The organism is Streptomyces sp. SP17BM10 (assembly GCF_036322405.1).
In the GTDB taxonomy this organism is placed as follows: Bacteria; Actinomycetota; Actinomycetes; order Streptomycetales; family Streptomycetaceae; genus Kitasatospora.
On the sequence record NZ_JAQYXB010000514.1, the window covers coordinates 151841 to 177242 of the forward strand.

The window sequence follows — 25402 nt, forward strand, 5'->3', positions numbered from 1 at the left end:
GCCCAGGTCATTCCAGCCTGCGGGCCAGCAGATACGCGCGCTCGGTGTCCGCTTCACCCGGATACGGTCCCCGCATCAATGTCGCCTCCACTGCGAATCCGGCGGCGGAGAGGCCCGCGGCCACCGCCTCTGGGCGAAGAGCGAAGAAGTCGAGCGAGACCGGACGGTCGAGCCAGGAGTCCAGATGCCGAACCTCCTGACCCGCATGGAACGCCGCAAGGACAAGGCCTCCCGGCCGCAGCACCCGGGCGAACTCCGCATAGGCCAGCGGCCGCTCCTCGACCTGGAGATGGATCAGCGAGTAGAACGCCACCACACCGGCCAGCTCACCGTCTCCCAGCGGAAGGTCGAGCATCGATCCGACCCGCACATCCAGGCCAGGCCTACGCGCCCGGGCCACCTCCACCATGCCCGGCGACACATCCAACCCCAGAACCGGGACCCCGAGATCGGCCAGGAAGCACGCCACCTGGGCAGGACCGCACCCCACGTCGCCCACGAGGCCCTCATTCGGGACCTGCTCGGCGAAGGCCGTCAGCATGGCACGGTCCAACGGCTTGGAGGCCAGATCCGCAGTGAAGCCCTGCGCGTACACGTCCGCGACCGCGTCGTAGGAGTCCCGGATGGAGGCGTTGTTCATTCGGCCAGTATGCGACACGCCCCGAAACCCCCGGCCAGCTGGCACTACGGGAACCTCCAGCAGCCCGTCGCCGGTCCCAGCGCCGGTAGCAGCCAAGCATCTAAGCGGATCGAACCATCACAGAGCGTCAGCAACTCCGTGATCAAGGACTCGCGCCCACCACGGCTGTTGGCCAGCCTCCATCCGCCTATCCGCGCGGCCTCTTACTCGCCTCTACGCGGTCGTCCTGGTTACCGGTCGGTGTTCGGCCGGGTTCTCGCCGCCGTGGTGCTCGGCCGCGGCCCTGCTGGCGCGGATTTCCTGGGCCCACGCGGCGACTGTCCGGCGCTCCTGACGTCGCGACAGGCATCGGCCGACCGGATCGGCTCCGGAACGACGGCTGTCGGACCCGGATGCGATCGTTCGGAGGGGCTGACGCCCGCGCTGGTGCGGAGAGGACGGAGAGGCACGATGACGGGCTGGGCCGGTGTGACCTGGGAAAGCTGGCGAGACCACGGCGACATCCGCGCGCGGCTCGACGCGGGCGCTGACCCGGATGCGTGGGGCGGGGGGCATCCTCTGCACCGGGCGGCAGGGTTCAGCTCTCCCGAGGTGGTGGCCGAACTGGCGGGCCGTGTCTCGGACGTGGACGCGCTGGAGTACGGGACGACTGCGCTGTGGGAGGCTGTCACGGGGGACCGACCGGACAATGCCCGGGCCCTCGTGGCCGCCGGTGCCGATCCCTGGCGGCCCCAGCTTGGCGGCTGGTCGCCGGGCCGCCTCGCCCTGGCCGGGCCGATCCCCGATCTGTTCCCCGTCCCCGACGATGAACCCGGCCTGACCGCAGCTGAGCAGGCCACCGTCCAGCGCGGCCGGCAACTCATCGAGGCACTGGGACGCTTCCGCTACGACGGCACTGGCCTCGCCTGCATCGCCGGCATCGACGCCGCCGAGGCGATCCGCCGCCTGGACGCAGCGCCTGTGCACGCGGAGTTCGTCGCGGACTTCCTCGACGCCCCGTACGAGTACGACACGGACGAGAGCCTGCTCATCGCCGGCGTCACGACCGTTCCCGGCGGATGCATCGTCACCCAACCCTGGGGCTGTACACCGTCCATCCCGGGCGCGATGACCCGCCTGACCACCGGTACCGTCGGCTACGGCCTCTACGCGAACCCCAAGAGCGGCAACCAGGGCAGCATCGTCCGCGACGGCACCGTCGACGGCTGGGACCTCCACCCCGGCGGTCGCCCGCTCCCTGACGACACCCCTGAGGAGGTCCTGGCCGGCTATCTCTACCGCCATCACGCCGTCGCCTACGCCTGTGCCTTCGCGGGTCTCCGGCCCAGCAGCGCCCGCGCTGTCACCGGCCCCGCCGACACCTGGATCCGGCTGCCCGACCTCGACCACTGGAAGCACTGACCTGCCTGCAGGCCCCGGATGGCAGCCACACGGCGGTGGCCCGCAGGATCGAGATGAAGCTCAGCACAATGAACTTGGCAGAGCGACAGTCCCCCACCCCCACACTCGATAACCGGGCACCGAGCTGTAGCCATGAGCACACGGCGGCACCGTCAAGCGGCGAGTGCGTGGGCTCGGTGCGACCAGGCGGCATGCCAGGACCTGAGGCTGCCCGCGTTCCGCGATCGGTTCATCGAACTCGCCGGCACCGCCCGCCGCGAGCAAGCCACCTACAAGCAGTTCCTCCTCGACCTTCTACAGGTCGAGCTCGCAGACCGCGACGTGCGCCGTCAGCAGCGGCTCCTACGGCTGGCCCGCTTCCCGCGTCCCGAGCGACTGGAGGACTTCGACTTCACCAAGAACCCGAACGTCACGCCGGAGGTCGTCGCTGACCTGAAGTCCCCCGGCTGGGTCCGCGAGGGCCGCCCGCTGGTGCTGATCGGGGACTCCGGCACCGGCAAGTCCCACCTGCTGATCGGGATCGGCACCGCGATCGCGGAGGCGGGCCTGTCGGTCCGCTACACCACCACTTCGGCGCTGGTGAACGAGCTCGCCGAGGCCGACGCCGGACGGCGGCCTTCCTCGGTGATCGCCCGCTACAGCAAGATCGACCTTTTGTGCCTGGACGAGTTCGGCATCTCAACCTGGACCGCAAAGGTGCCAAGCTGCGGTTCCAGATTTTCACGGAGCACGAGGAGTGCAAGGCCACCGCGGTCGCGACGAACTCCCCGTTCACCGAGTAGGACAAGACCTTCGGGGACGCCCGCCTCTGCGCGGCCATCGCCGACCGGATCACCTTCCGCTGCACCCTCGTCCAGACAGGCACCGAGTCCTACCGGTTCCAGACCACCCAGGAATCCCTTTTCACGACACCGAAGTGACGCCCCCGCATTGTGAATGAGTGCTTCAGCGGGCGTTCGCAGGCCGACGCGCTTGTGCCAGTCACATACCGCGCTCTGGGCCGTACATCGGCGTGGGGCGGTCATCGGGTGACATCGGCAGTGGTTCAAGCCGCACCGGACCGGGGTAAAAGGCGGAGCTGTTCGGGCCGACCATGTCCTCGCCGGCCAGATAGCGGTAGAGCCACTCGGAGAAGCTCATCCGGTACTCGTACCAGGATCCGTCGTGCTCCACCACACAGATCCGACGTCCCGTGCCGTCGGGCAGCGGCGCCAGGAAAACGTATTCGCCGCGATCGGTGCTGGTGATCGGGATCAGGCCGTCCTTCGTTCCGAACCTCACCGCCTGCAGGTCGAGGGCGACGCGGATGTTCTCCTCCGGCTCCAGCCAGTCCTCCCGGTCCCAGTCGAGCCCGGCCCAGACCCGGGAGGTCTCGCGGATCTTCTTCCCGAGGTTCCAGCGCTCGGTGGCCGGATGCGAGAGATACAGGTGCCCGTTGATCTGCATCGGGGCGTAGGCGTCAACGACCGCCTTGTAGTCCTCGGGGAAGTCAGTGCCGATCTCGGCTTCCAACTCGGCCCACGCATCGGGGCTGGTGAAGCGCTGCTCGCCAGGGCCGAGCATGGCGAAGACCTCAGCGAGATAGTCGCTCACCGACTCTCCTCATCGGGTTCGGACGTCAGGACGCCGCGTCATCGCCACCGCGAATGCTGCGGCCTGTCGTGAGGGTAACGGGGACCAGCGACATCGACTCAGCTGGGCAAGCTCGAATCGACTGGGAAGAACAGCCCGCGGCTGAGCGCTGTCAAGGGACGGTAGGAGCTGGCTCAGGCGCGAATTCCGTGAAGAGACCGGCCGGGCGGGCGTTCTGTTACGACGCGGGGTGCTCTGCCAGTACTTGAAGCTCGGCCACGCGGTCCCGGATCCGTTCCGTGTCGTTGCGATTGAATCGTGCGGTTGCAGGCAGACGGACCTCACCAGCGGCGCGGTGCGGAATGGTCACAACATAGAGCGGGTTCGCGGCGTTGCCGGTCTGCTGTACGACGGTTGGCTCGCCAAGCTCGGACCAGCCGAAGCGACGGGTCCGCCCCAGTGAGCGCTCGGTGATGCCCTGCTTGTCGATTGTCAGACCCAGGCGTGCACCGCGGTAGGTGAACCATGCCGAGCCGAGCAGGATGACAAAGTAGAAGATCCTGGCCAGGATCGGGCCCCGCGTGATGCCCTCTACAGAGATGACAAGGAAGACCAGGCCAATGAGCACGAGAAACACCCTCTGCCACCTGGGGTGGAGCTTTACGTTCCGATCCACATCCGCCTCACTTGCTCTGATTCAGGGGCGTCCCGTCCACGCCGGGTGAGCCGAGCCAGGAGCGATCGCCACCGGGGGAAGGCAACGGGCTCGATGCTTCCGCACGAGCCCACCGTTCAGAGAGTGATCTAACCGCGTTGCTATCCCTCGGGCAACGGTCGGCGGCACCTGCCCTGCCCTGCCCAGCAGCCCGACTCACGTGAAAGCCGCCCTCTGCGATCTTCAGGACGCGAGGAGTACACGCTTGCGAAGAAGGTCGAGCTTCGCACGGCCGAACATCTGCCTCTTGATCATCTTGATCCGGTTTACATGGCCCTTCACCGGGCCGGAGTTCCAGCGCAGCGTTAGGCCGGCCAGGACAGCGTCCCAGTCCTTGCGCAGGCCGATGGCGAATCCCCGCAGCTCGGGCAGGATGCTGGCCTCGGCGTCCGCGGTCCACTGTTCGAGTTCTTCCTGGCCTCGGCGGTTGACGAGGATGGAGGCGAACCGGGTGATGAGTTCGCAGGCGGCGTCCAAGTCCAGGCAACGGTCGCGGAGTTCCTTAAGGATGACGCGACCGTCCTTGGGACGGTTGTCGGGATGGGTGAGAATCAGGGTGGTCACTTCGCGGACCTTGGGGACTGCCGGGCAGGCCGTCGGCTTGGCGTTGTCGCGCAGCCGGTGCACGAAGCGTCGGACGGTCCGCTCGCTGACGGTCAGGCCGCGCTCGGCGAGTTCGCGGTGGAGGCGGTCGGCGCTGGTACACCCTTCGTTGAACCGGGCGATCAGGTAGGCGGCGTGGCTGTCCAGGCTGCTCTGCCGCCCTGTGGGGCGCGCGCCGATCCGCTCCTCCGGTGTGGCAGCACGCATGAACTTTCGGACCGTTTTCGGGTCCAGGCGGAGCTCGGCGACGATCCGGCTGTGGCTGACGCCCTTGTTCATCAGCGCGTGCACCGCGGCGTGACGCTCGCGGGTGCGCTGGGCACGCAGTCCCTCGGGCAACACCACCTCCGCCTTCTGCGGAGCGGGCGGAATCCACTGCGAGCGGAGGCGGGCGACCAGCCGCTCGGCCGCTTCCCCGAGGTTCTTCCACAGGTGGAACCTGTCTGCGACCTGGATAGCGGTGGCGGCGCCGCGATCCGCGCCATCGGCGTAGTAGCGGGCCCGGCCGCGGCAGATCACCTCGACGCCGGGGTGCTCGGTGAGCCAGTCGGCCAAGGCGTCGGCGGATCGTTCGGGCAGGACATCGACGGGGCGACGGCCTTCGATGTCGATCAGAACCGTGCCGTAGTTGTGTCCCTTCCGCAGGGCGAAGTCGTCCACGCCGAGCACTCGTACCGGCCCGGCCGGCGGATCAGGCAGCGCTCGGACCAGACGGATCAGGGCGTCGCGGCCAATCCCGGCCGCCAGGTGCTCGGTCAGCCGGGCGCCGGCCCGCCCGCCCAGTGCGAGGGCGACAGCCTCGCGGGCCTTCCGCAGCGGCACGGTGCACCGGCCATAACGAAACGTCAGGCCTGGGATCTGCTCCGCGAAGGTCTGCTTCCCGCACTCGGCGGAATCGCAGAAGAACCGGCGAACCCGCAGGTGCAGCACCAACTCCTGCCCGGAGACCGCCGCGTCGCTGATCCGCCGCTCGTAGCCGCTGTGAACACGGTCGGACCAGATCCCGCAGCCTGGGCACGCCGCTCTCGGTATCCGGCCTCGGGCATGCACCCGTATCGACCGACCAGCCGGTCTGATCAAGTCCACCTGCAGTGGCGCGAACTGGGGGAACAGGACAGCCAGGAGCTCAGCGACAGACACCCGTCATGATCGCCAGTCCTCAAGATCGCCGGGCGGCTTTCACGGAATTCGCGCCTGAGCCAGTCTGCCGCGTCCGCTGACAGAGCGCCCGACCCGCCACTGAAGCGTCGGGACACCATCCAACTGCTTTGACAGAGGCATTGAGAAGTCTGCACTGGCTGTCCTGGCCCCGAGGGGCGATGAGGACACGCCCTCTTGCGTCATATGTCAGGTTTCGTGCCACCGTTGTTACCCCTCCGAGGGGCGATGAGGACCGGCCGCCGGCTCACGTGACGCGATCCTGCTCGACCCGTTGTTACCCCTCCGAGGGACGATGAGGACACAGCAGGGAGCAGGTGGCGACCACCGGACAGCACAGGTTGCTACCCCTCCGAGGGGCGATGAGGACCCCGAGGCGCTCGATCACCTCGGAGCGGTACTGCAGCATCTTGAGCTTGCGCTTCACGGCGCGGGTCGGGACGGGACCGCAAGCTTGAAGTGGCCACTCTGCTGATACAAGGTCTGTCACACTGGCAGTGTTCCCTCGCGAGGGGTAGCAACTAAAGGTTGATCCGCTGGGTGGGTTCGATCTGTCATCGCCCCTCTGAGGGGCTTCTCGGATGATCCCTCTCTCCTACGTCGGCAGCTGTCACGGAGAGAGGGATCGCCACTGTTGCACCTGAAGTGATCCAATGTGATCAAACTTTAGATGCAACGTTAGGCTTTTCGAAAATTTCAGCTCTATTTCATTCTTCTGTCCCGCAGGCGTGAAACATGTGTCATCGTGCTTCCCTGTACAGTTCATTTGCTCGTCGAGCTCTTGCGTCATAAAGCTTGATTCTCTGAGTGGGAAGGGTGGCATGGAAGAACTCTCCAGGATGAAGCGGTGGCTTCTCCTTACAAATGCGGTGTGGTTCAGCTTGGTCGTTGGGCTGGCTGCCGCAGTTGTGACCTGGCCGGTTGGGCCGGCCCAGGCGATCGCAAAAGGTGGAGCCTCGTTCTGTGGCGCGCTCACGATGGCTCTGGCGGTGCTGCGCGCAGGCCGTTTGCTCTAGCGGATCCCGTCGGCCACTTGAGCGATTGATCGGGTTTTATCCACCCCGATTGATAGCCACATGATGTGGCTTTGGACCGGATTGACCGTCAGTACCGGTCGGTCCGGTCTCCATGATCGATGGCGATCCCGGCGACGTTGCACTCGAACTGACGGGTGGATTGTCGCGTGCCCTTCGCGCTGTGGCCGAAGTGACCATGGTCGTGCGGGGTGAGGGTTCCGTCTCGCCCTGCGGTACTGACATGGTGAGCCCAAACCGTGGCGTAGTCGGTTCGGCCGCCACGAGGCGCGCCGGGGCAAGACGCCTGCCGTTGAGCGGCGGTCGCGATGCTGTCACTGGTACGACGAGATGAGGACCCGGCCGCAACGGTCGGCCGTAGGCCCGCCGCTTTGGCCGCCGTTCCCCTCGCCTCCTGTCGTGACGCGTGCCCCGACCATGCGGGTCAATGCCGTGAGGCTGCCTTCCCCCGGCATGGTGCGACCGTCTGCGCGGCCCCGGCCTGGGCGCGAGCACCCGCGTTCTCCTCAGGGGCGATGAGGGACTCCTGTCCAAGCTGACCGGGCACCCGCTCTGGGATGCGCAGCCACTCCATCACGGGACGATGAGGAACGGTGCCGGCCCGCCGACCATGGTCGCCATCCCCGAGAGGCGATGAGGAACCCCACCAAGGTCTCGGGGCACACGGCGGATACTGCCTCTCAACGGGTCAGGTGGGTCGGCGCGCGGGCGGCTCCGGCAGGTCATGAGGACCTCGCGCGGTGAAACCGCGGGTCCCCTTGGTCAGGAAGATCGTGAGTCGGACCCGCTGCGAACCTCCGACGATGCCGCCTGACTCGGCGTGACTCTGAAAACCGGCCGCAACGTTCCCTATAGCCAGCCTAACTGGGAGCACTGACAGCGGAGCCCGTATCCGGCCTGCTGGACGTGACTATGCGCAATCTTGTGACGGCTGTCAGTGGCGCCCTCTAGGGTCCTGGAATGTGCGACTGACTGAACGTCAGTCCACTTGTTTGCCATGCCGTTTTGAGCGCAGGGGTGCGGATGAGGGTGCAGCTGGCCGTTGTGACGGCTGCGTCGGAGCTGCCATGGGGCAGCGTTCTGGCTCCGGGACGGGGCCTGGTCTACGACGTGTTGGGGAGGGTGGCTCCGGAACTGGGACGCCGACTGCACGAGAACGGTGAAGGCCCGCGTGGCATGGCACCGTTCGGACACAGTGCGCCGGTCTTCGCATCGGCACCTCGCCGTCGCGGCCGGTACACGGCCGGCGGCCGTGGGGTGGTGGAGTTCGGGAGCCCGCTCCCGGAGGTGGTCTCGGCCCTGGCGGCCGGTTTCGCGGAACGTGAACTGTTGGACTGGGGAGGCGTGGCTCTGCGGCTTACTGGTGCCGTGCCGCTGTCTCCGCCGGCGTTCGCGTCGGGGCGCGCGGTGATGCGAACGGCGACACCTGTCGTGATGAAGGGCTCGGGCCGAGACGAGGAAGGCGTACGGACCACTCGCCAAGCGTGGCTCCTGCCCACGGAACCGGAATGGCCCGGCTACTTCCAAGGCAGTCTGCGGCGCAAGGCCGAGACCCTGGGGCTCGACGCTGACCTGAACCTGGAAGCCATCACCTGGATCGGACCGAAACGCTCGTTCGCCGTGGGACAGGGGGCCAAACCCGGCGCAGCTGTGGAAGTGGAACTCACGGGAGCCCCGGAGACACTCCAGGCCTTGTGGAGCTGGGGCTTGGGGCAGGCCAACTCGGCCGGGTTCGGATGGGTGAACGCATGACGGCGACGGATGACAGCGCCGACGAGCAGAAGCGGCTGGTATTGACCGCGCACCCCTTGCAGCGGGTGGGCGCGTTCGCCCTCGCCGCGTTGGCCGGTGACAGTCCGCCGGAGAACGTCACCCCAGCGGAGTTCGACGCCGCGCTCGAATGCGTGACCGGGGATGCCGTACGGGCCGCACTCGTACGCGACAGCAAAGGACCGGCGGGCTTCTGGCTGAAGGTCAGCTACTCCTTCTTCCCGAACTCGCCGATGAACCACCCCAGCAACAGCAAGCGCACAGACCCCGAGATCACCGAGGCCATCCGACAGTGGCGCGCCCTGCCGGGACGGCCGTCGTGGCCGCCGGTGGACTGCGTGCTGTGTTCGCGGCAGGCCGTCGGGTTCTTCGGCAAACGCGACGTCCCACTCGCCGAGAGCGAGTCCTACCGCAACTCCACCCCGCGCGGCCACCACGGCATGGCTCTGTGCCAGCCGTGTCTTCAGAGCTTCTACGCGCTGCCCTACGGGGTGCGCCTGACCGGTGGGTCCTCCATCGCCCTGCACAGCTGGGACGACGACTTCCTGCAGCACGCGGTCAGCGAGCAGGTCGATCACAACCGCATGATCGCCGCGACCGGCGACGCCGGCGCACGACAGGGCGACGCACGCGAGGTGGTCGCGCTGGTGGCCCTGCGGACTCACCGCCGACCGGTCGGCGCGGCCGTCGATCTGCTCGTATTCAACAACAACAACCGCGGCCAGCTCCTGGACACGTACTCCCTGGACCAACCGCTCGCCGAGTGGCTGCGCCGCACCCAACGACTGGGCGGCCTCAGGACCGGTTTCGCGGAGCTGGTCCGCGCTCACGCCGGCCAATCGACCCCCGGGCTCGTGTCCTTGGCCCGCAACGCCTTCCGGACGCCCGCCAGGATCGTCACCGCCGGCCACATCCGCCTGCTGCGCTGCCTGACCCGTGCCGAGCAGGACCGTTCCCGGGCCGAGGCCCTGGCGACACTGCTCGGTTCCTTCGCCACCGAGGTGATGCTGATGACTGAGAAGGATCTGGCCGAGATCGCCAGGAACGCCCGCAACGTGGCCGCGCTCCTCTACGGCGCGACGTCCGCCGGCAACCTGCGCAGTTTCCGGGCGATGTTCCGTGAAACGGGCAAGCTGCGCCGGTGGTTGACGGCCAGCGGAGTGCAGTGGGCCGTCAAACCCCCAGAGGGAGGGGTCGGTCCGCTGGTGACCGAGCGGTGCTTCGAGCTTCTCTTCGACCCGGCGATGGACAACCCGGCGTGGTTCCACCGCGACATGTTCCTGGTCGGCGTCCTGCAGGAACTGAACACCCTCGGTTGGAAGCCCGAGAAGCCCGGCGAGGACACCGACGAGGACTTCGACCCTCTCGACATCGATTCCGTGAAGTTCGCACCGGAGGAGGACGCACAGTGACGTACCTGGTTGGCAAGATCGTTCTGGACGTGGTGGCCGGAGCCCCCAACAACGGCGAAAGCGAGGACAACAACGGCAAGGTCAAGCAGCTGTACGTCGGCCGCGACATTCACCCGTACGTCTCCGCCCAGGCCTTCCGCCGCTGGCTTCGCGACAGCCTCCCCCCACAGGAGTCCCGCTCGCCCGTGACCCGCAGCGGATCCGTCGCCAAACAGCAGGCCCACACCGCCGGCCGGCCCGACCTCCACCTCGACGACGACCTGTTCGGCTACATGGTCGCCGTGAAGAAGGAGAACTACCAGCGCGACACCGTCCTGGCCACCGGCACCCTCGTATCGGTCGTCCCCCAACGCCCCACCATGGACTTCGGCACCATGAGCCGCGACTTCCCCGCGGGCGAACACCCCGTCATCCACTCCCACGAGCTCTACACCGCCACCCTCGCCGGCGACCTCCTCCTGGACCTCCCGCGCGCCGGCGTCTTCGAGACCGACGGCAACGGCCTGCGCACCGCACTCAGCCCGGCCGCATCCGCCCAGGCCCGCGAAGCCGGCGCAGAGGAGACGACCCTGCGGGGCACCCCGGCTCTGCGACTCCCCCTTCCGGTCCGGCAACAGCGCATCGCGACCCTGCTGCGCACGCTCGCCACGGTACGCGGCGGCGCCAAGCAGGCTCTCCACTACGGCGACCGAACCCCGTCCATGCTGCTGCTCGCCCCGATGCTGGGCGGCGTCAACCCGTTCACGCGCATCGTCGGCGCCCGCGACGGGAAGACCGTCTTCCAGGCCGACGTCCTACGCGAGGAGATCAAGGTCTGGCACGACGAACTCGACGGCCCGATCCTGCTCGGCTGGGCGCCCGGCTTCCTCGGCGAGCAACGCGAACGCGCCCGCAAGGACCTCGCCGACCTCCTCGAAGACGGCACCGTCGTCCTCGACCACCCCCGCGTAATCATCAACGACCTCGCCGAGGGCATCGAAACGGGCCTGCACGCCGACTGGTTCGAGGACCGCAAGGCATGACGGCCGCCTCCACGCCCGCGCTGCGGGTCACACTCACCGCACCGGTCGTCTCCTTCCGCAACCACCTGTACCCCGGCGTCCAGGTCACCCTGCCCTGCCCGTCTCCGTCCACCGTGGCGGGACTGCTCGCGGGGACGGCCGGCGGCTGGGACCAGGTCGACCACGACCTGCGGTTCGCGATGGCGTTCCACGCCGCCGGAACGGGGACCGACCTCGAGACCTACCACCCGCTGGACGCCACCGGCAAGGCGACGACCCCGGCTCCCCGGACCCGCGAGTTCCTCACGGGAGCCGTCCTCACCATCTGGCTACAGGACGACATCGACCTGTGGCGACACAGACTGCGCCGACCGGTGTGGCCGCTACGCCTCGGCCGCAGCCAGGACCTCGTCGGCATCCACCTCGAGACCACGACCCTGCACCGACGGGACGGCGAACAACGCGGTGCCGTCGTCGCCCGCTTCCCGAAAGCGGGGGGCACGCTGCTGCGACTGCCCACGGCGGTGGCCCCCGGACGCGAGCGGACGAACTGGGGCGACTACCACCACGACGCCACCGGGCGCAGCCGGATCCCGGTGCCCGACAGCTGGTCGGAAGCCGACGGTCAGGCCGTCTCGCTTCTGCCTCCCGTGCATCCGGCAGTCCTGTTCACCCGCGGCGCCGGCGTCGCACCGGTCCGGAGGGCGGCGGTCGGCCACCAGGCGGGAGGCGTGCCCGATCGGCTGGCGTCCGTGCTGGCGAAGAGCGCACGTGGCGGCGCTGCGCCGGAGGCGCTCACCGCGCACCTGAACGAAACGCTGAAGGCGGCTGTCGAAGTGGCCCGCCGCGTCGGCCGGATCGAAGTCGCCGAGCGTGAGACCGGCGGGCGGTTCTGGCAGGCTGTCCTGCTGGGCGGCCTGACCCACGACACGGGGAAACTCCCGGACGGTTTCCAGCGCATGGTCCGAGGGCTCACGCGCTCCTGGGGTGAGCGCCACGAGGTCGCCTCCCTGGGATTCCTCGACGCCCTTGTCCCGGACGAGGACGTCAGGGCGTGGGTAGCGGCCGCAGTCGCCACCCACCACCGGGCCCTGAGCGGTACCGACGGCCGGGACCTGCGCTTCCTCTACGAGGGCCTGACAGCCGACGAGCTCGCCACGCGCATCGGCCCCATCGACGGCCACACGGTCAGGGCCCTGCTCGACTGGCTGCACGCGACCGCCGCCGACGAAGGACTCCCCACCGTCCGACATCGCCATGGCGATCTGTTCGACGCCGAGGAACTCATCGCCTCGGCCCACAGGACCCTCACCGCCCTCCTCCAACGCTGGGAAAGGCGGGTCGACCCCGACACCGGCCTGACCGCGGTCCTGCTCCAGGGCGCGGTCACGCTCGCGGACCACCTCTCCTCCGCCCACGGCTCCCTCCACACGACACAGCCCTTCGACCACAGCTTCCGCGCGGCTCTCGAACAGAAGATGACGGCCCAGGGCAGGACCCTGCGGGAACACCAGCTCCGTGCGGCCGTCACCAGCGGTCACCTGTTCCTGCGGGCCCCCACGGGCAGCGGCAAGACCGAGGCCGTCCTGCTGTGGGCGTCACGCCAGGTCGTCGACATCGCATCACACGGCGGCGGTGTGCCGCGCGTGTTCTTCACCCTGCCCTACCTCGCGTCGATCAACGCGATGGCCGACCGCTTCGCCGACCTCCTCGGCGACCCGGAACTCATCGGCGTCGCCCACTCGCGCGCGGCCTCCTACCACTTGGCCGCCGCGATCGACGCCGCCGACGGCGGGGACGAGGAAGACCAGGAGACCGGGCCGTGCCGGGCGGACGAGGCCGCCAAGGCCCTCTCCAGGGCGACCGCCACCAAGCTCTTCCGCGAGAGCGTACGCGTGGGCACCCCGTATCAGCTGATGCGCGCCGCACTCGCAGGACCCGCCCACGCCGGCATGCTCGCCGACGCCGCCAACTCGGTGTTCATCCTGGACGAGCTGCACGCCTACGATCCCCGACGCCTCGGTTACATCCTCGCCTCCGCCCGACTGTGGGAGCGCCTGGGCGGCCGCATCGCGGTCGTCTCCGCCACCCTGCCCGACGTCCTCACGAAGCTGTTCACCGAAACCCTCGTCACGGAACCCTCGCTTGTCGACACCCCGGACCTCGGCCTGCCACCCCGGCACCACCTGCAGATCCGACACCACCACCTTCTCGACGAGCAGGCCGCGGACGAGATCCGCGAACGCCTCCACCGGAACCAGAGCGTGCTGGTCGTCGCCAACAACGTCGCCCACGCACGCGGCCTGTTCGAGGAACTCGCCCCGTACGCACGCGCGCTCCACGGCGACGACAGCGCCTTCCTGCTGCACTCGCGCTTCACCCGCCACGACCGCGACCGCATCGAAAGAGGCATCCTCGGGCGGTTCGCCAGCTCCGTGGCCGACCGCAGGCCGGGCCTGCTCGTCGCCACCCAGGTCGTCGAGGTCAGCCTCGACCTCGACCTCGACGTCCTCTTCACCGCGGCGGCCCCACTCGAAGCCCTGCTCCAGCGGTTCGGCCGCATCAACCGTCTCGGTTCCCGCCAGCCCGCCGACGTCATCGTCCACTCCCCCGCCTGGACCCGACGACGCGGCCAGGCCGGCGACTTCGCCGACGGGATCTACCCGCGCGAACCCGTCGAGACCGGATGGGAACGCCTGACCGCGCACGCCGACGGCCCCGTCGGCGAAACCGACGCCACCACCTGGCTCAACACCATCTACACCGCCACCCCCTGGGGCCGGCAGTGGCACGACGAGGTCATCACCCACCGTGACGCCTTCGACACCGCGTTCCTCCAGTTCCGCCGCCCCTTCGCCGACCGGACCGGCCTCGCCCAGACCTTCGACGACATGTTCGACGGCACCGAAGCCATCCTCGAGCAGGACCGCGACGCCTACACCGGGGCACTCGCCCAAGGCACCGACGCCGAAGGACGCCTCCTGGCCGACCAGTACCTCATCCCCATGCCCGCCTGGGCCACCCCGCTCAGCCGCTTCGAGAAAGCACTCAACGTCCGCGTCCTCGACGCCGAGTACGAGCCCGACCTGGGCCTGCTCGCGGTGCGAGGACCACACCAACAGGCCTATCAGCCCGGAGAAGTCCTGTGATCACCGAAGCCGACGTCGGCGGCGTCCACATCAAGTACCTCTACCACTGCCCCCGCCAACTGTGGCTCTACGCCCGGGGCGTGCGACCCGAACACCTCAATACAGCCGTGCTACTCGGCGAAGCGGTCCACGACACCTCCTACACCCGCAACACCCCGGTCGACCTCGGTGCCGCCCGCCTCGACTTCGTCGACGGCAGACACTGGGTCCACGAGGTCAAGTCATCGACCCGGCCGACACCCGCCGACCAAGCACAAGGGCGCCACTACTGCCATCGCCTGCAGCAGATCGGAATCGACGCCCAGGGAACAGTGCTGCACTACCCCAAGACACGCCGCACCCACAGGCACCCGTACACCGCAGAAGAAGCCCAACAGGCCCGAGCCGACATCGACCGGGTACTCGACGTCTGCACGGCACCCGAATCCCCGAGCCGCCTGACCCGAACCAACTGCCGCGGCTGCAGCTACACCGACTACTGCTGGACGGAATAAGCACCCATGCCCGCCGCCGCCCGAACCTACTGGCTCACCACCGCGTGCCGAATCCGCCGCAAAGACCAGTCCCTCGTCATCGAACGCGACGACAACCCCGACGTCCACATCCCCGTCACCGACGTACGCGACATCGTCGCCTGCTCCCACGTCGACCTCAACACCTCCGTCATCTCCCTCCTCAACCGTCACCGCATCAACGTCCACCTGCTCAGCCACTATGGCGACTACGCGGGTTCCCTGCTCACCGCCGACACCGCGACCTCCGGCGAAACCGTCCTCGCCCAGGCCCGCCTCGCAGCGGACCCCGAGGCCGGCCTCGCCCTCGCCCGCTCCATCGTCGACTCCTGCGCCTTCAACGTTCGACGCGTCGTCGACCGTAAACTCCTCACCCGCCCCTACACGGTCCTGCAGGAATCCCTCGCCAACGCCACCACACCCGCCCACCTCATGGGCGCCGAGGGAACATTCCGCCGCTCCGCATGGGAAGTCGTCGACACCAAACTCCCGGCCTGGCTCCAGCTCGACGGCCGCCACCGACGACCGCCCAAGAACGCCGGCAACGCCTTCATCGGCTACGTCAACGGCATCACCTACGCCAGAGTCCTCACTGCCGTACGCCTCACCCCCCTCCACAGCGGCATCGCCTTCCTCCACAGCACCATGGAACGCCAACGCCACTCGCTGGTACTCGACCTCTCCGAGATGTTCAAACCACTCTTCGCCGAACGACTGCTCCTGCGCATGGCCGCACGCAACCAGCTCAAGGAGCACCACTTCGATCGCGACACGAACCAGGCCATGCTCAGCGAAAGCGGCCGCAAGACGGTCGTCCAGGCAGTCCGCGACGAATTCGCCACCACCGTCGCCCACCGGACCCTCGGCCGCCAGGTCGCCTACGACGAACTGCTCTACCTCGATGCCCTGGCCCTCACCCGACACTGCCTGGAAGGCACCCCTTATAAGCCCTTCCGGATCTGGTGGTGAAACACCGTGCACGTCATCGTCGTCTACGACACGGCCGCGGAACGCAACCCCAAGATCCTCCGCACCTGCCGCAAGTACCTCCATCACGTCCAGCGGAGCGTCTTCGAAGGGCAACTCAGCGAAGCCCAGCTACGAAGGTTCCAAGCAGCCGTCCAAGACGTGCTCGACCTGGACTACGACGGCGTTCTCATCTACACGCTGCCCTATGGCACAAAGCCACAACGCATCGAGCTAGGTGCCACCGAACCCAGCCCCACCGACATTCTTTGACGGGCACTACATCCGGGAACAGCGCACGCAGAATCGCCTGTCACTTCCCCACCGAGGGACGACGAGGGCCAGGGTGATAGGGGTGGCTCGGCGCAGATCCCGGTGGCGTGCCTCGCCCCCGAGCGTCCGCGCGAGCACGGCACGGAGCACAAGTCACTGGCGGAGGATCTCCTGCAAACGCTCGGCCTCCTTCGCGAGTCTCGCCGGCTTGACCTGGAGCGCCAGCTCGCCGAGTTCGGGGAACTCGGTCCGCACGTTGCCGAGGGCGGCGCACTCGGACCCGAGCGACAGGAGATCCGGCAGGCCCTTGAGGCCCGGCTGCGCGGCGACGCTGGTGATGAGCGTCCGTACGACGGTCCAGACCTGCGCCGCGGCGCCCGCGCGCGCGGCCTCGCCGAGTGCCTTCAGGAAGCGGTTCGGTCGTGCGATGTGCTCATGCCACAGCGCCGCCAGGAGACCGCCGAGCAGGGCCGGATCCAGAGTGTCGAGCGCGGCGAGCGTCAGCAACGCATCGACGGCGGCGGTCCGACTCCTGGGCCCTGCGGCCGTCAACCCGTACGCCAGGGCGAGGTGCAGAACCGGGGCGCCGCTCCCTCCCGACTCCGCCAATAGCGGCAGCACGGTGATACCGGTGTCTGACGTGTCGTCGTCGGCCTGCTTGAAGAACGTGGGTAGCGCGTGGGCGGCGATCAGGTCGCCGTGGTGCGGTGCGAGGCCGGCCCACAGGCCGATCAGCGTGTTGGAGCGTCCGTTCCAGTTGGGCCAGAAGTACGCCTGCGGTTCCAGGGGGTCGGGGATCTGCGCCAGGATGCGGGCGAGCGTGCACTCCTCCGGCCGACCCACCGTCTTCATCACCGGCACCACCCGGGGCGTCGAGATCCGTTGGTAGCCGTCGGCGTCGGGAAACTCGTCGATACCGAACGCCTGGGTGTGGAATCCGGAGAACACCGGAAGGACGACGACATCGCTTCCCCCGACGGCGAGCAACCGCACCTGCCCGGCGATGTCGGACCGCGCGTCTTCGGGCAGGCGAAGGAGCGCCTGTTCAAGGTCGTCCGGCCACGGAGTGACGGAATCGGCCTGGAACCGGTCGAGCCGGCCGGCGAGCACGACCGGCTCGATGGACCCGCTGGCCAGGGTCGGGGTGGCGAGCAGGCATGGGACCGCTTCGCCGGGCAGACGCTTGGCGATCTCGTAGATGCGCCGCAGCGGGATGTGGTCGACGCTGGTGAGGCGTTCCTCCAGCAGCAGGGCACGGACCTGGACCGCCACGTGGGAGGAGCGTCCGGCGAGGACGTCCAAGAGGCAACCCAAGGCCAGCTCCATCGTGGAGACCGACCAGCGACCGGCCTCCTGCTGGGCCGGATAGCGAGCGGCAAGCGGAGCGAAAGCCTCGGCGACGGCTCCACAGTCCGCGTGGTACTGGGTCACGGCACCTTCCAGGACCCGTTCCAGCTCCATCGGGTCGCACCGACGGCTCACCAGAACCGCCGCGAAGCGCTCCGCGAGCTCCGCCGGCGACTCGATGGCCTCGGGTATCGTCCGGACCGGCGGGACAGGAAGCATCAGGGACCGGATCTCCGGCTGCGGGTCGGCTGCGCCGAGCAGACGGGAGGCCTCACTCTGCAGAGAGGCGTCCACCGCGCCGATCGCGTCCTTCAATCGTGCCTGAGCCTGTGGATCGAGGTGTGGCATCCAGCGGGCGGCCAGACCGACGGCCCGCTCCTGCACCGCTGTCGCCGGGTGGCCGAAGGCCAGGGCCAGGGCGTCCACAAGAGCGCCTGCCCGTACGGGATCGCGTCGCACGGCTTTGTCCATCCATGCGAGTTGCCCGCGGGCGAGGGTCGTCTCAGGGCGGGTGAGGACGGCTGAGCACAGGTCGTGGAAGGCGTCCGGATTCAGAGGCCTCTGCGAGTCCAGCGTGCTCAGCAGCTTCAGGGCGATCTTGGACACGGTCCCCGCCGCGTCGGCGGCGAGCCGGATGTACGTCCCGGCGCGCTCCGCCGTTTCCTCCGGTGTCGGTGCGAGCTGTTCGTGCAGGGCCACGAAGCCGCGCAGGTTGCCCGGACGGTCGCCACGGAGCAGCCTCGCCAGACACTGGTCGAGCAGTACGCCCCGGTCGAGCGCCCCCTCCTCGGCGAGAGCCGTCAGTGCCTTGGGCCACTCGTTATCGGCACCGAAACGCGCCGCGTAGGGGTCGACGAACTCGCCACCGACACCATCGACTTCGAACAGCCGAGGGACGAACTCCGCGAGTCGCGGTTCGGCGCGCAGCCAGGAGAGCAGGGTCGTGTGGTGCGGCACCGGTTCGCGCCAGCCTCGCGCAGCGAACCACTCGTAGATCTCCTGGTGCTGGTAGCGAATGCCACTGCCCTGGGAGACCCAGCCGCGGATGAAGCCGTCGGTGGCGGGCAGGACCGTCTCGGACCAGGCCGCCAGGCCATAGGTGATCAGCCACGGTGCCTGGCCCCGGTTGGTGGGGAGCCACTCGGCGAGCCGGACGGCCAAGTCCTGCTGCCAGGCCCGGGTGCGATGACCGAGCAACAGCAGGGCGAGGATGCGACGGGGGTCGGAGTTGGTCGACCCGCCCCACTCCACAGGCCACGTGGTGTCCAGCAAGCGACGCTGCGTCAGTCAGGAGTACGCCTCCCTGGGCGTGCCCGCACAGAGGATTCCGGCGACGAACGTGGCGGCCAGCTGGTCGTAGGCCACCATGTACCGGCCCGAGTCGCGGGAGGCCAGCTCCCGCCGCAGCTCGCCGAGCAGCGCCTTCAACGGCGCCCGCAGGTGCCGGAGCCGGGAGTCCGGTATCCCGGCCAATCGCTCGATCACGTGTTGCGGCACGCGACCTGCGATCAGGGCGCGCAGCTCGGCCCAGTCCACCGTCTCGTTGTCCATCGCCTTCATATCCACTCGCTTGCTCTCCCTGCTCCGATTCCGGATCACCGGGGCTTGCCGACCGGACCGACGGGCGCCACAGCCCGTGTCCCGCTGACAATCACGGTCCGGCATAGGAAGAGAACGTCGACGCCCCGTGAATCGGCATGGACATGTGTCCGTATCGGCATGGCGCAGAACCTATCCCCTGCCCCCGACAAAGCCGCAGGCTGGACACGGTGCCTACGTCCCGAGAAGCCCGCGCGGCACTCATCGCGCAGACGTGATCTCGCAACGGTGATCGGGGTCGCAGGAGGCCTGCCAGCTAATGGGCCTGGTGTTGTCGGCTGCTGACGTTCGTTGCTACCCCTCCGAGGGGCGAAGGTTGCTACCCCCGAGGGGCGATGAGGACCCGTCGGTGAGCGCGAGGACGGCCAAAGGCCCCGGGTTGTTACCCCTCCGAGGGGCGATGAGGACCCCCGGCCGAGGCTCCAGCACCGGCATCTACCTCCGGTTGTTACCCCTCCGAGGGGCGATGAGGACCGCCTCGCCCACGAGGCCGCTGAACGCCAGGCCGACCGGTTGTTACCCCTCCGAGGGGCGATGAGGACAGGCAGCCGCGCGAGGATGCCGCGTGCAGGACCTCGCGTTGTTACCCCTCCGAGGGGCGATGAGGACGCTCGCGCGGGTCGCGGTCGGGGTCGTCGTAGGCGCGTTGTTACCCCTCCGAGGGGCGATGAGGACTCCCAGTCCATCTGCAGCAGGTCCAGCAGTTGCTCCGGTTGTTACCCCTCCGAGGGGCGATGAGGACCCGCCCACGCGAGGCGCGTGACCCCGCCGTTCTCCGCGTTGTTACCCCTCTGAGGGGCGATGAGGACGGGTGCCACCCGTTGTCCTTCGATCGAGTGACCTCGTTGTTACCCCTCCGAGGGGCGATGAGGACCTGCCCTCGCCACCGGCCTCACGTGGTGGCACGAGATGTTGTTACCCCTCCGAGGGGCGATGAGGACCTGGCAGAACGGCCGCACGGACAAGCTCACCCTCGCGTTGTTACCCCTCCGAGGGGCGATGAGGACTCCTCAACGTTTCCGGCATCACGTCCGTCACCTACACGTTGTTACCCCTCCGAGGGGCGATGAGGACCGTCTTGGCCCGGCCCTTGGCGCTGTGCTCGATCATGTTGTTACCCCTCCGAGGGGCGATGAGGACCCCACGGTAAAGCCGCAGGTCCGTGCCTACACACGAGTGGGTTTTGGGCCAGATTTTTCAGCGAGCCTCCGGTGACGTTCAGGAGCCCGGTGTGGCGCTGAGATCTTGGCAGGGTCGGGCTGCGGCCGCGCCCCCCGCCTGCTCGCCTTCCCGGTGAGGCCACTGCTCACCCGCGAAGCGAGCAGTCGATCCCTGACGACTGGGTGAACTGATGGGACAGCGACAGCTGTTCCACAGAGAGCGCCCAGACGCACGCCATAGACGGAACGAGCCGAGCGACGCTGTTAAGGAGTCAAGGAGCCTCGGACATCGTGTCACGTCCCGGTGACACCGGCGCGGGCTACGCCCTTCCCGTCCGACCATGCGGCCCGCCGGGTTCACCTCAGACCTGGGCAGTCGGCTCCCGCACGTCTGGTCCGGTGATTCTGCAGCCTGCTGATCGGCACACGAAGCGGCGTACGAGCGCTGCGCGTTGCGGCACACGGGGGGACTGGGGTGCGGAGCGGACACGGGCGGGACCGGCGGGTGGCGGATCTGCTGGAGTGCTGGCGGGCCATCGAGTTGTTCAGCCCGCCGACCATTCCCGTGGTGCGGCGTCGTCGCCGCGCGAGCGGGTCGCAGGCGTCGGAGGGGCACGTTCTGGACTTGACGCCGGCCGCCGGTCAGCCGCTGCCTGTGCTGCCGTGGGCGCCCGACCATCCGGTGACGGCGGCGTGGCGGGCGCCGCGCGGGATGGTGTGGCGGCACTAGGTGTACGGCGGGGTGTACGACCTGGAGCGGCTGCGCCAGGCGATGGTCGCGGTCCTGCCGGCCGGCACCGATCCGGACCCCGGGGTGCCGGAGGAGGAGTTGGTGCTGTCGGGGCAGAGCACGATGTTCGCCCTCGTCCTCGTCGAGCACGGGCAGCTGATCGAGGACACGTCCGTCGTCTCCGCGTGCGGCTGGGCGACTGGCCGTCTTTTCGACCCGGGGCCGTCCCCACCCGAGTGGCTGGACGGCTTCGAGGAGTTGGGAGAGGCGTTCGAGGTCGCCGTCGGGGAGCTGACGTCCACGCCGATCGCCTACACGGCCTGGCAGCCTCCCGCGCCCGGCCTTCCGGACCAGCCGGCTTCGCGGCCGGCTCCTCAGCCGGTGATCGCTGCGCCGGAAACCCTGGCGGGGGCCCGGCGCTGGCAGCAACTGCTCGCTGAGATCCTGGGCGGAGCAGCTGTAGGGGCGGTTGGAGCGTTGTTCGGCGAGGTCGCGGGAGCCGCCGTCCACGGGGCGACCGAGCCGCTCGTGCGCCGCGTCGCCGACTGGGCCGCGGCACGCGTCGCCCGTCGTGAGACCGCCGACGACAGCCGCTCGGGCGGATCCGACTCCACCCAGCCGGCGGCAACTGCGCCAGAGCCCGCGAGCAACGCCGCCAACGCACTGCCGGCCGGATACCACGCCGACGCCCCCGCCCCTCGTCCCGTCACGCTCGCCGACCTCGTCGCCCTCACCGCGCAGATCGCCGAGCTCTGCGGCGTCCAGCACCACCTCGACCCGCGCACGATCCGCGTCCGCAGCCGACTCGTCCACCGCCCTCGCGACCCCAAGGCCAAGCCCACCGCCAACCAGCCGTTCCTCCACAGCCTCCTGCCGCCCGATCTCGCCCGCGTCCGCGCAGCCCTGGGCGACGGCCGCGGCGAGAGCCTCGGCCCCGCCCTGGACGCCTACCTGACCGCCCACCACGACATCCCCACCCACACCCGTACCGACCTGCGCCAGGACCGCCTGACCGTCCTCGAAGGCGTCCGCCCGTCCCTCGTCCCCGCCGGACGCTGGCCCGCCAACCCCGAACACCCGCTCGCACTCAGCCAGCAGTTCGCCGTCAACCGCATGCTCGCGGACCGCGACGGCACCGAAGGCGGCCTCTTCTCCGTCAACGGCTCTCCCGGCACCGGCAAGACCACCATGCTTCGCGACCTCGTCGCCGCCCTCGTGGTCGAACGCGCCACCGTCATGGCCTCCTACAAACGGCCCGAGGAAGGATTCGTCGGCCGTCCCTGGCGCGGCAAGGACCGCCAGGGCGTCCGCCCGCGCTTCGTCGCCGCCCTCGACCCGCGCCTGACCGGCTACGAGATCGTCGTCACCTCCTCCAACAACGGCGCCGTGGAGAACATCACCGCCGAACTCCCCGGCGCCACCGCCCTCCACAGGCGCTGGCACGACGGCCCCGACCACTTCCCCGACCTCGCCTCCGCCCTCCTCGGCGGCGCACCCGCCTGGGGACTGGTCGCCGCCGTCCTCGGCAATAAGACCAACCGGAAGGAATTCGGCGAACGCTTCTGGTGGGGCCGCCTGCCCGAAGACGAGACCACCGCCCGTACCGACGCAGGCCTGCCCCCGCTGCGCGGCATGAACGCCATCCTCGGCGACTGGATCCCGCCCATCACCCCGAAACCCACCCGCACCCCGTACAACCGCCGCACCAGCACCAGCACCGGCACCAGCACCAGCACCAGCACCAGCACCGCAAACGAAGCCACGCCACCCACCGGCCCCGCCCAACCGATCCCCTCCTGGCGCCAGGCCGTCACCGCGTTCAAAGCCGCCCAAGCCGAAGTCGAACGCCTGCGCACCGAGCGCACCGCCCTGGCCAACGCCCTGGCAGACACCGCCTCAGGACGCAGCCAGCACCTCATCGACGCCCTGCACGCCGCCATCCAGCGCGCCTGGCTATCTGGACGCCCTGCCCGACCGCCCCGGGCTCTTCGATCCCGACGAGGCCCTCGCGGGAGCATGGGCGCTCTCCTTCGACCTGCTCGACCGCCGCGGCATGGCGTGCGCCCGGGATCTGATCCGGCTGCTGTCCACGTTCGCCGACGCCCCCGTGCCGTACACGCGTCTCCTGCATCCGCCCACACTCGCCACCGTCGACCGTTTCGCGACACTCGACGGAACACGCCTGTGGGGTCATTTGAAGGCGATGGCCGACCTCGGACTCCTCGACCTGCCCGAGCCCGATGACGACAGACCGGAGCTCCTTCACCTGCACCCCCTGGTCCGAACGTTCAACGCGGACGACTCCCTGCTCCCCCTGGCCGTGACACTGCTGCACCGGGCCCTCGACGCGAGGACCTCCACAGGCCTCCACGGGGCACAGGGCGACCGGCCGCGGACGTCCTCGCGACACACGCCCGGCACCTGGGGCGCCGGGCCACCGACGTCGGCGTCCGCGACACCGTTCTCGAGTCCGCGCTGACCGTTGCGGTCGATGCGGCCGTGTACCACCGCGAGATCGGCCTCGTCCCGATCGGCCGCCCGGCCCGCGCCGAGCCGCAGGACTGACGCCACACCGGAGCCCGGGTCGGAGGTCATTCTGTAGGTCAACCACACTCTCCTGGTTCGACGACTACGCTGCTGTTCGTGACGACCACGACCACGTGCTGCCGTTGAGCCGCTAGATCTCTGGAAGTCGACCTTGGTACCTGCTCCACACCGTCGACCGCGTCGCACGAACACCCGCACGTCCAGAACCGCAGTGACCGTCGGCCTGGGCGGTGCGTGACGTCCTACGGGTGGTCACCGCCGGCGATCAGCAGGCGGTAGCCGTAGTCGACGCTGTCGCGGGCGAGCAGGTGCCCGTAGCGGCGGGACCAGGCGCCGGAGTCGATGTCCTCGCGCAGTCTGGCGATCGCCGGTTCGACGACGGAGGCGGGGAGTTGGGCGAAGGTGGAGCTGGCCTGGCGGATGACGGGGTCCAGGAAGCGTTCGGGGTGGCGCCAGTGGGCGATCTGGAAGCCGTCGGTGAAGTCGTGCGGGATCGGGAACGGGAGCACGGTGTGTGCGCCGAGCGTCTCGGCGACCGTGGACAGCGGTGTGAACCGGGCGTCCTCCAGCTCGCGGATCTGCGGCAGGTAGTCGCTGATCATCCAGAGCTCCGGGCGGTGCTCCGGGTCCCAGGTGAAGACGACCTGGCGCCGGGAGACGCGGCGCAGTTCCCGTAGCCCGCCTGCCGGGTCGCGCCAGTGGTGCACGGTCATCACGGCCATGGCCGCGTCGAACTCTCCGTCGGCGAAGGGGAGTCGTTCGGCGCAGGCGCACACCTTCCTGGCACCGGGGTGCTGGTCGAGCATGACCCGGGACGGGTCGACCGCGATGACGTCGGCGTCCGCCGGTTCGTAGGAGCCGGTTCCGGCACCCACGGTGACCACGGTCCGGGCCCCGGCGAGCGCACGGCCGATGAGTGCGGCCAGCCTCGGGTCGGGACGGCGGGTGTCGCGGTAGCCGACTCCGATCGAGTCGTAGAGGGGCGGGGCATTGCTGGATGGATTCGTCATTGGTCCCCCATCGGTGGATGCTCAGCCGCCGTAGCGACGCTGCCTGGCGGCGAAGCTGCGGACGGCGCGCAGGAAGTCGACCTCGCGGAACGCGGGCCAGTACGCCTCGCAGAAGTACAGCTCCGAGTAAGCGCTCTGCCAGAGAAGGAAGTTGGAGAGCCGTTGTTCGCCGCTGGTGCGAATCACGAGGTCGGGGTCGGGTTGGCCGGCGGTGTACAGGTGCGGGGCGATGTCGTCGACGGTCAGCGTGTCGGCGACCTCCGTCAGCGACGCCCCGGCTTCGGCCCGCGCGTACATGAGGTCGCGCACGGCGTCCACGACCTCCTGACGGCCGCCGTAGCCGACGGCCAGGGTGACGTGGGCGCCGGTGGTACAGGCACGGGTGGCCTCGACCGCCTCCTTGAGGGCGCGTGCGGTGCTGTCGGGCAGGGCGTCGGCCAGGCCGGCGAGGTGCACCTGCCAGCGGGCGTCCGGGCGGGTCAGGCGGTCGGTGACCACCTGCTCGATCAGGCCCATCAGGTAGGCGACTTCGGCGTCACCGCGTCGCTGGAGGTTCTCGGTCGAGCACACGAAGACCGTGACGTGGCCGATCCCCAGGGCCTCGCACCAGGTGAGCACCTCCTCGACGTGGTCGGCGCCCGCCTTGTGCCCGAAGCTCGGGTCGGCCATGCCCATCCGCCGGGCCCAGCGTCGGTTGCCGTCCATGATCAGCCCGACGTGCCGGGGCAGCGGGCCCGCCATGACCTCGCGGCGCAGGCGGCGGGTGTAGAGAGAGCGGAGCAGATCGGGCATGGGCACCGTCC

The 25402-nt window shown here is 69.0% G+C and carries 18 protein-coding genes and 1 CRISPR repeat array; of the genes, 10 read left to right on the forward strand and 8 right to left on the reverse strand.

All coding sequences use genetic code 11. The features are described 5' to 3' along the window. Positions 1 to 7: 7 nt before the first annotated feature. Positions 8 to 640, reverse strand: coding sequence for a class I SAM-dependent methyltransferase (locus PUR71_RS10005; RefSeq protein ID WP_329926206.1), 633 nt, complete (start codon positions 638 to 640; stop codon positions 8 to 10). 450 nt (positions 641 to 1090) lie between these two features. On the opposite strand from PUR71_RS10005, the gene PUR71_RS10010 reads away from it, so the two are divergent. Beyond that, positions 1091 to 2041 (forward strand): ankyrin repeat domain-containing protein, encoded by a 951-nt coding sequence (locus PUR71_RS10010; protein WP_329926208.1) that lies wholly within the window; start codon positions 1091 to 1093, stop codon positions 2039 to 2041. Between the two features lie 132 nt (positions 2042 to 2173). After that, a complete protein-coding gene (locus PUR71_RS41240) occupies positions 2174 to 2977 on the forward strand; it encodes an ATP-binding protein (protein ID WP_443077414.1) in 804 nt (267 codons plus the stop codon). A 45-nt stretch (positions 2978 to 3022) separates the two neighbouring features. Here the strand turns inward: PUR71_RS41240 and PUR71_RS10025 are convergent, their stop codons facing one another. The 3 genes from PUR71_RS10025 to PUR71_RS10035 form a co-directional block, all read right to left on the reverse strand. After that, positions 3023 to 3634 carry an SMI1/KNR4 family protein gene (locus PUR71_RS10025; protein WP_329926210.1) on the reverse strand — a complete coding sequence of 204 codons (612 nt, stop codon included), beginning with the start codon at positions 3632 to 3634 and terminating at the stop codon, positions 3023 to 3025. 217 nt (positions 3635 to 3851) lie between these two features. Then, positions 3852 to 4250, reverse strand: a complete 399-nt coding sequence (locus PUR71_RS10030; protein ID WP_329926212.1) for a hypothetical protein — start codon at positions 4248 to 4250, stop codon at positions 3852 to 3854. Between the two features lie 261 nt (positions 4251 to 4511). Then, the gene (locus PUR71_RS10035) at positions 4512 to 6071 is read right to left on the reverse strand and encodes an ISL3 family transposase (protein ID WP_329926214.1); all 1560 of its coding nucleotides are present in this window, start codon (positions 6069 to 6071) and stop codon (positions 4512 to 4514) included. A 2075-nt stretch (positions 6072 to 8146) separates the two neighbouring features. Here PUR71_RS10035 and PUR71_RS10040 point away from each other — a divergent pair. From PUR71_RS10040 to cas2, 7 genes are read left to right on the forward strand one after another with little or no spacing between them, the layout of a single operon-like run. Next, positions 8147 to 8875: a CRISPR-associated endoribonuclease Cas6 gene (locus PUR71_RS10040; RefSeq protein ID WP_329926216.1), complete on the forward strand. Its 729-nt coding sequence runs from the start codon at positions 8147 to 8149 to the stop codon at positions 8873 to 8875. Next, the gene (locus PUR71_RS10045) at positions 8872 to 10305 is read left to right on the forward strand and encodes a hypothetical protein (protein WP_329926217.1); all 1434 of its coding nucleotides are present in this window, start codon (positions 8872 to 8874) and stop codon (positions 10303 to 10305) included. The genes PUR71_RS10040 and PUR71_RS10045 overlap by 4 nt, the downstream gene beginning before the upstream one ends. Continuing rightward, positions 10302 to 11327, forward strand: coding sequence for a type I-B CRISPR-associated protein Cas7/Cst2/DevR (gene cas7i / locus PUR71_RS10050; RefSeq protein ID WP_329926218.1), 1026 nt, complete (start codon positions 10302 to 10304; stop codon positions 11325 to 11327). The genes PUR71_RS10045 and cas7i overlap by 4 nt, the downstream gene beginning before the upstream one ends. After that, a complete protein-coding gene (gene cas3, locus PUR71_RS10055) occupies positions 11324 to 14455 on the forward strand; it encodes a CRISPR-associated helicase Cas3' (RefSeq protein ID WP_329926220.1) in 3132 nt (1043 codons plus the stop codon). The genes cas7i and cas3 overlap by 4 nt, the downstream gene beginning before the upstream one ends. After that, positions 14452 to 14949, forward strand: a complete 498-nt coding sequence (locus PUR71_RS10060) for a CRISPR-associated protein Cas4 (RefSeq protein WP_329926221.1) — start codon at positions 14452 to 14454, stop codon at positions 14947 to 14949. The genes cas3 and PUR71_RS10060 overlap by 4 nt, the downstream gene beginning before the upstream one ends. Positions 14950 to 14955: 6 nt before the next feature. After that, the gene (cas1b, locus tag PUR71_RS10065; RefSeq protein WP_329926222.1) at positions 14956 to 15936 is read left to right on the forward strand and encodes a type I-B CRISPR-associated endonuclease Cas1b; all 981 of its coding nucleotides are present in this window, start codon (positions 14956 to 14958) and stop codon (positions 15934 to 15936) included. A gap of 6 nt (positions 15937 to 15942) precedes the next feature. Continuing rightward, positions 15943 to 16206 (forward strand): CRISPR-associated endonuclease Cas2, encoded by a 264-nt coding sequence (gene cas2 / locus PUR71_RS10070; RefSeq protein ID WP_329926223.1) that lies wholly within the window; start codon positions 15943 to 15945, stop codon positions 16204 to 16206. Positions 16207 to 16359: 153 nt separating this feature from the next. On the opposite strand, the gene PUR71_RS10075 is transcribed toward cas2, so the two are convergent. After that, on the reverse strand, positions 16360 to 18825 hold the full coding sequence (locus PUR71_RS10075; RefSeq protein ID WP_329926225.1) for a DUF6493 family protein: 2466 nt from the start codon (positions 18823 to 18825) through the stop codon (positions 16360 to 16362). A 15-nt stretch (positions 18826 to 18840) separates the two neighbouring features. Next, a complete protein-coding gene (locus PUR71_RS10080; protein ID WP_329926227.1) occupies positions 18841 to 19104 on the reverse strand; it encodes a hypothetical protein in 264 nt (87 codons plus the stop codon). A gap of 338 nt (positions 19105 to 19442) precedes the next feature. Further along, positions 19443 to 20292: a CRISPR direct-repeat array (repeat unit 30 nt; unit sequence GTTGTTACCCCTCCGAGGGGCGATGAGGAC). A 762-nt stretch (positions 20293 to 21054) separates the two neighbouring features. Here PUR71_RS10080 and PUR71_RS10085 point away from each other — a divergent pair. Beyond that, positions 21055 to 23286: a hypothetical protein gene (locus PUR71_RS10085; RefSeq protein WP_329926228.1), complete on the forward strand. Its 2232-nt coding sequence runs from the start codon at positions 21055 to 21057 to the stop codon at positions 23284 to 23286. A 545-nt stretch (positions 23287 to 23831) separates the two neighbouring features. On the opposite strand, the gene PUR71_RS10090 is transcribed toward PUR71_RS10085, so the two are convergent. Together PUR71_RS10090 and uppS are read right to left on the reverse strand one after the other, a co-directional pair. Continuing rightward, complete coding sequence (locus tag PUR71_RS10090) at positions 23832 to 24599, reverse strand: class I SAM-dependent methyltransferase (RefSeq protein ID WP_329926230.1); 768 nt, start codon at positions 24597 to 24599, stop codon at positions 23832 to 23834. A gap of 21 nt (positions 24600 to 24620) precedes the next feature. After that, positions 24621 to 25397 (reverse strand): polyprenyl diphosphate synthase, encoded by a 777-nt coding sequence (gene uppS, locus PUR71_RS10095; protein ID WP_329926232.1) that lies wholly within the window; start codon positions 25395 to 25397, stop codon positions 24621 to 24623. Between the last annotated feature and the right edge of the window lie 5 nt (positions 25398 to 25402).

Excerpts from the sequence above, each read along its gene's own strand:
- PUR71_RS41240 (WP_443077414.1), top strand. The coding sequence starts at position 2,174 with ATGAGCACACGGCGGCACCGTCAAGCGGCGAGTGCGTGGGCTCGGTGC.
- PUR71_RS10045 (WP_329926217.1), top strand. The coding sequence starts at position 8,872 with ATGACGGCGACGGATGACAGCGCCGACGAGCAGAAGCGGCTGGTATTG.
- PUR71_RS10005 (WP_329926206.1), bottom strand. The coding sequence starts at position 640 with ATGAACAACGCCTCCATCCGGGACTCCTACGACGCGGTCGCGGACGTG.
- PUR71_RS10040 (WP_329926216.1), top strand. The coding sequence starts at position 8,147 with ATGAGGGTGCAGCTGGCCGTTGTGACGGCTGCGTCGGAGCTGCCATGG.
- PUR71_RS10090 (WP_329926230.1), bottom strand. The coding sequence starts at position 24,599 with ATGACGAATCCATCCAGCAATGCCCCGCCCCTCTACGACTCGATCGGA.
- PUR71_RS10010 (WP_329926208.1), top strand. The coding sequence starts at position 1,091 with ATGACGGGCTGGGCCGGTGTGACCTGGGAAAGCTGGCGAGACCACGGC.
- PUR71_RS10080 (WP_329926227.1), bottom strand. The coding sequence starts at position 19,104 with ATGGACAACGAGACGGTGGACTGGGCCGAGCTGCGCGCCCTGATCGCA.
- cas3 (WP_329926220.1), top strand. The coding sequence starts at position 11,324 with ATGACGGCCGCCTCCACGCCCGCGCTGCGGGTCACACTCACCGCACCG.
- cas1b (WP_329926222.1), top strand. The coding sequence starts at position 14,956 with ATGCCCGCCGCCGCCCGAACCTACTGGCTCACCACCGCGTGCCGAATC.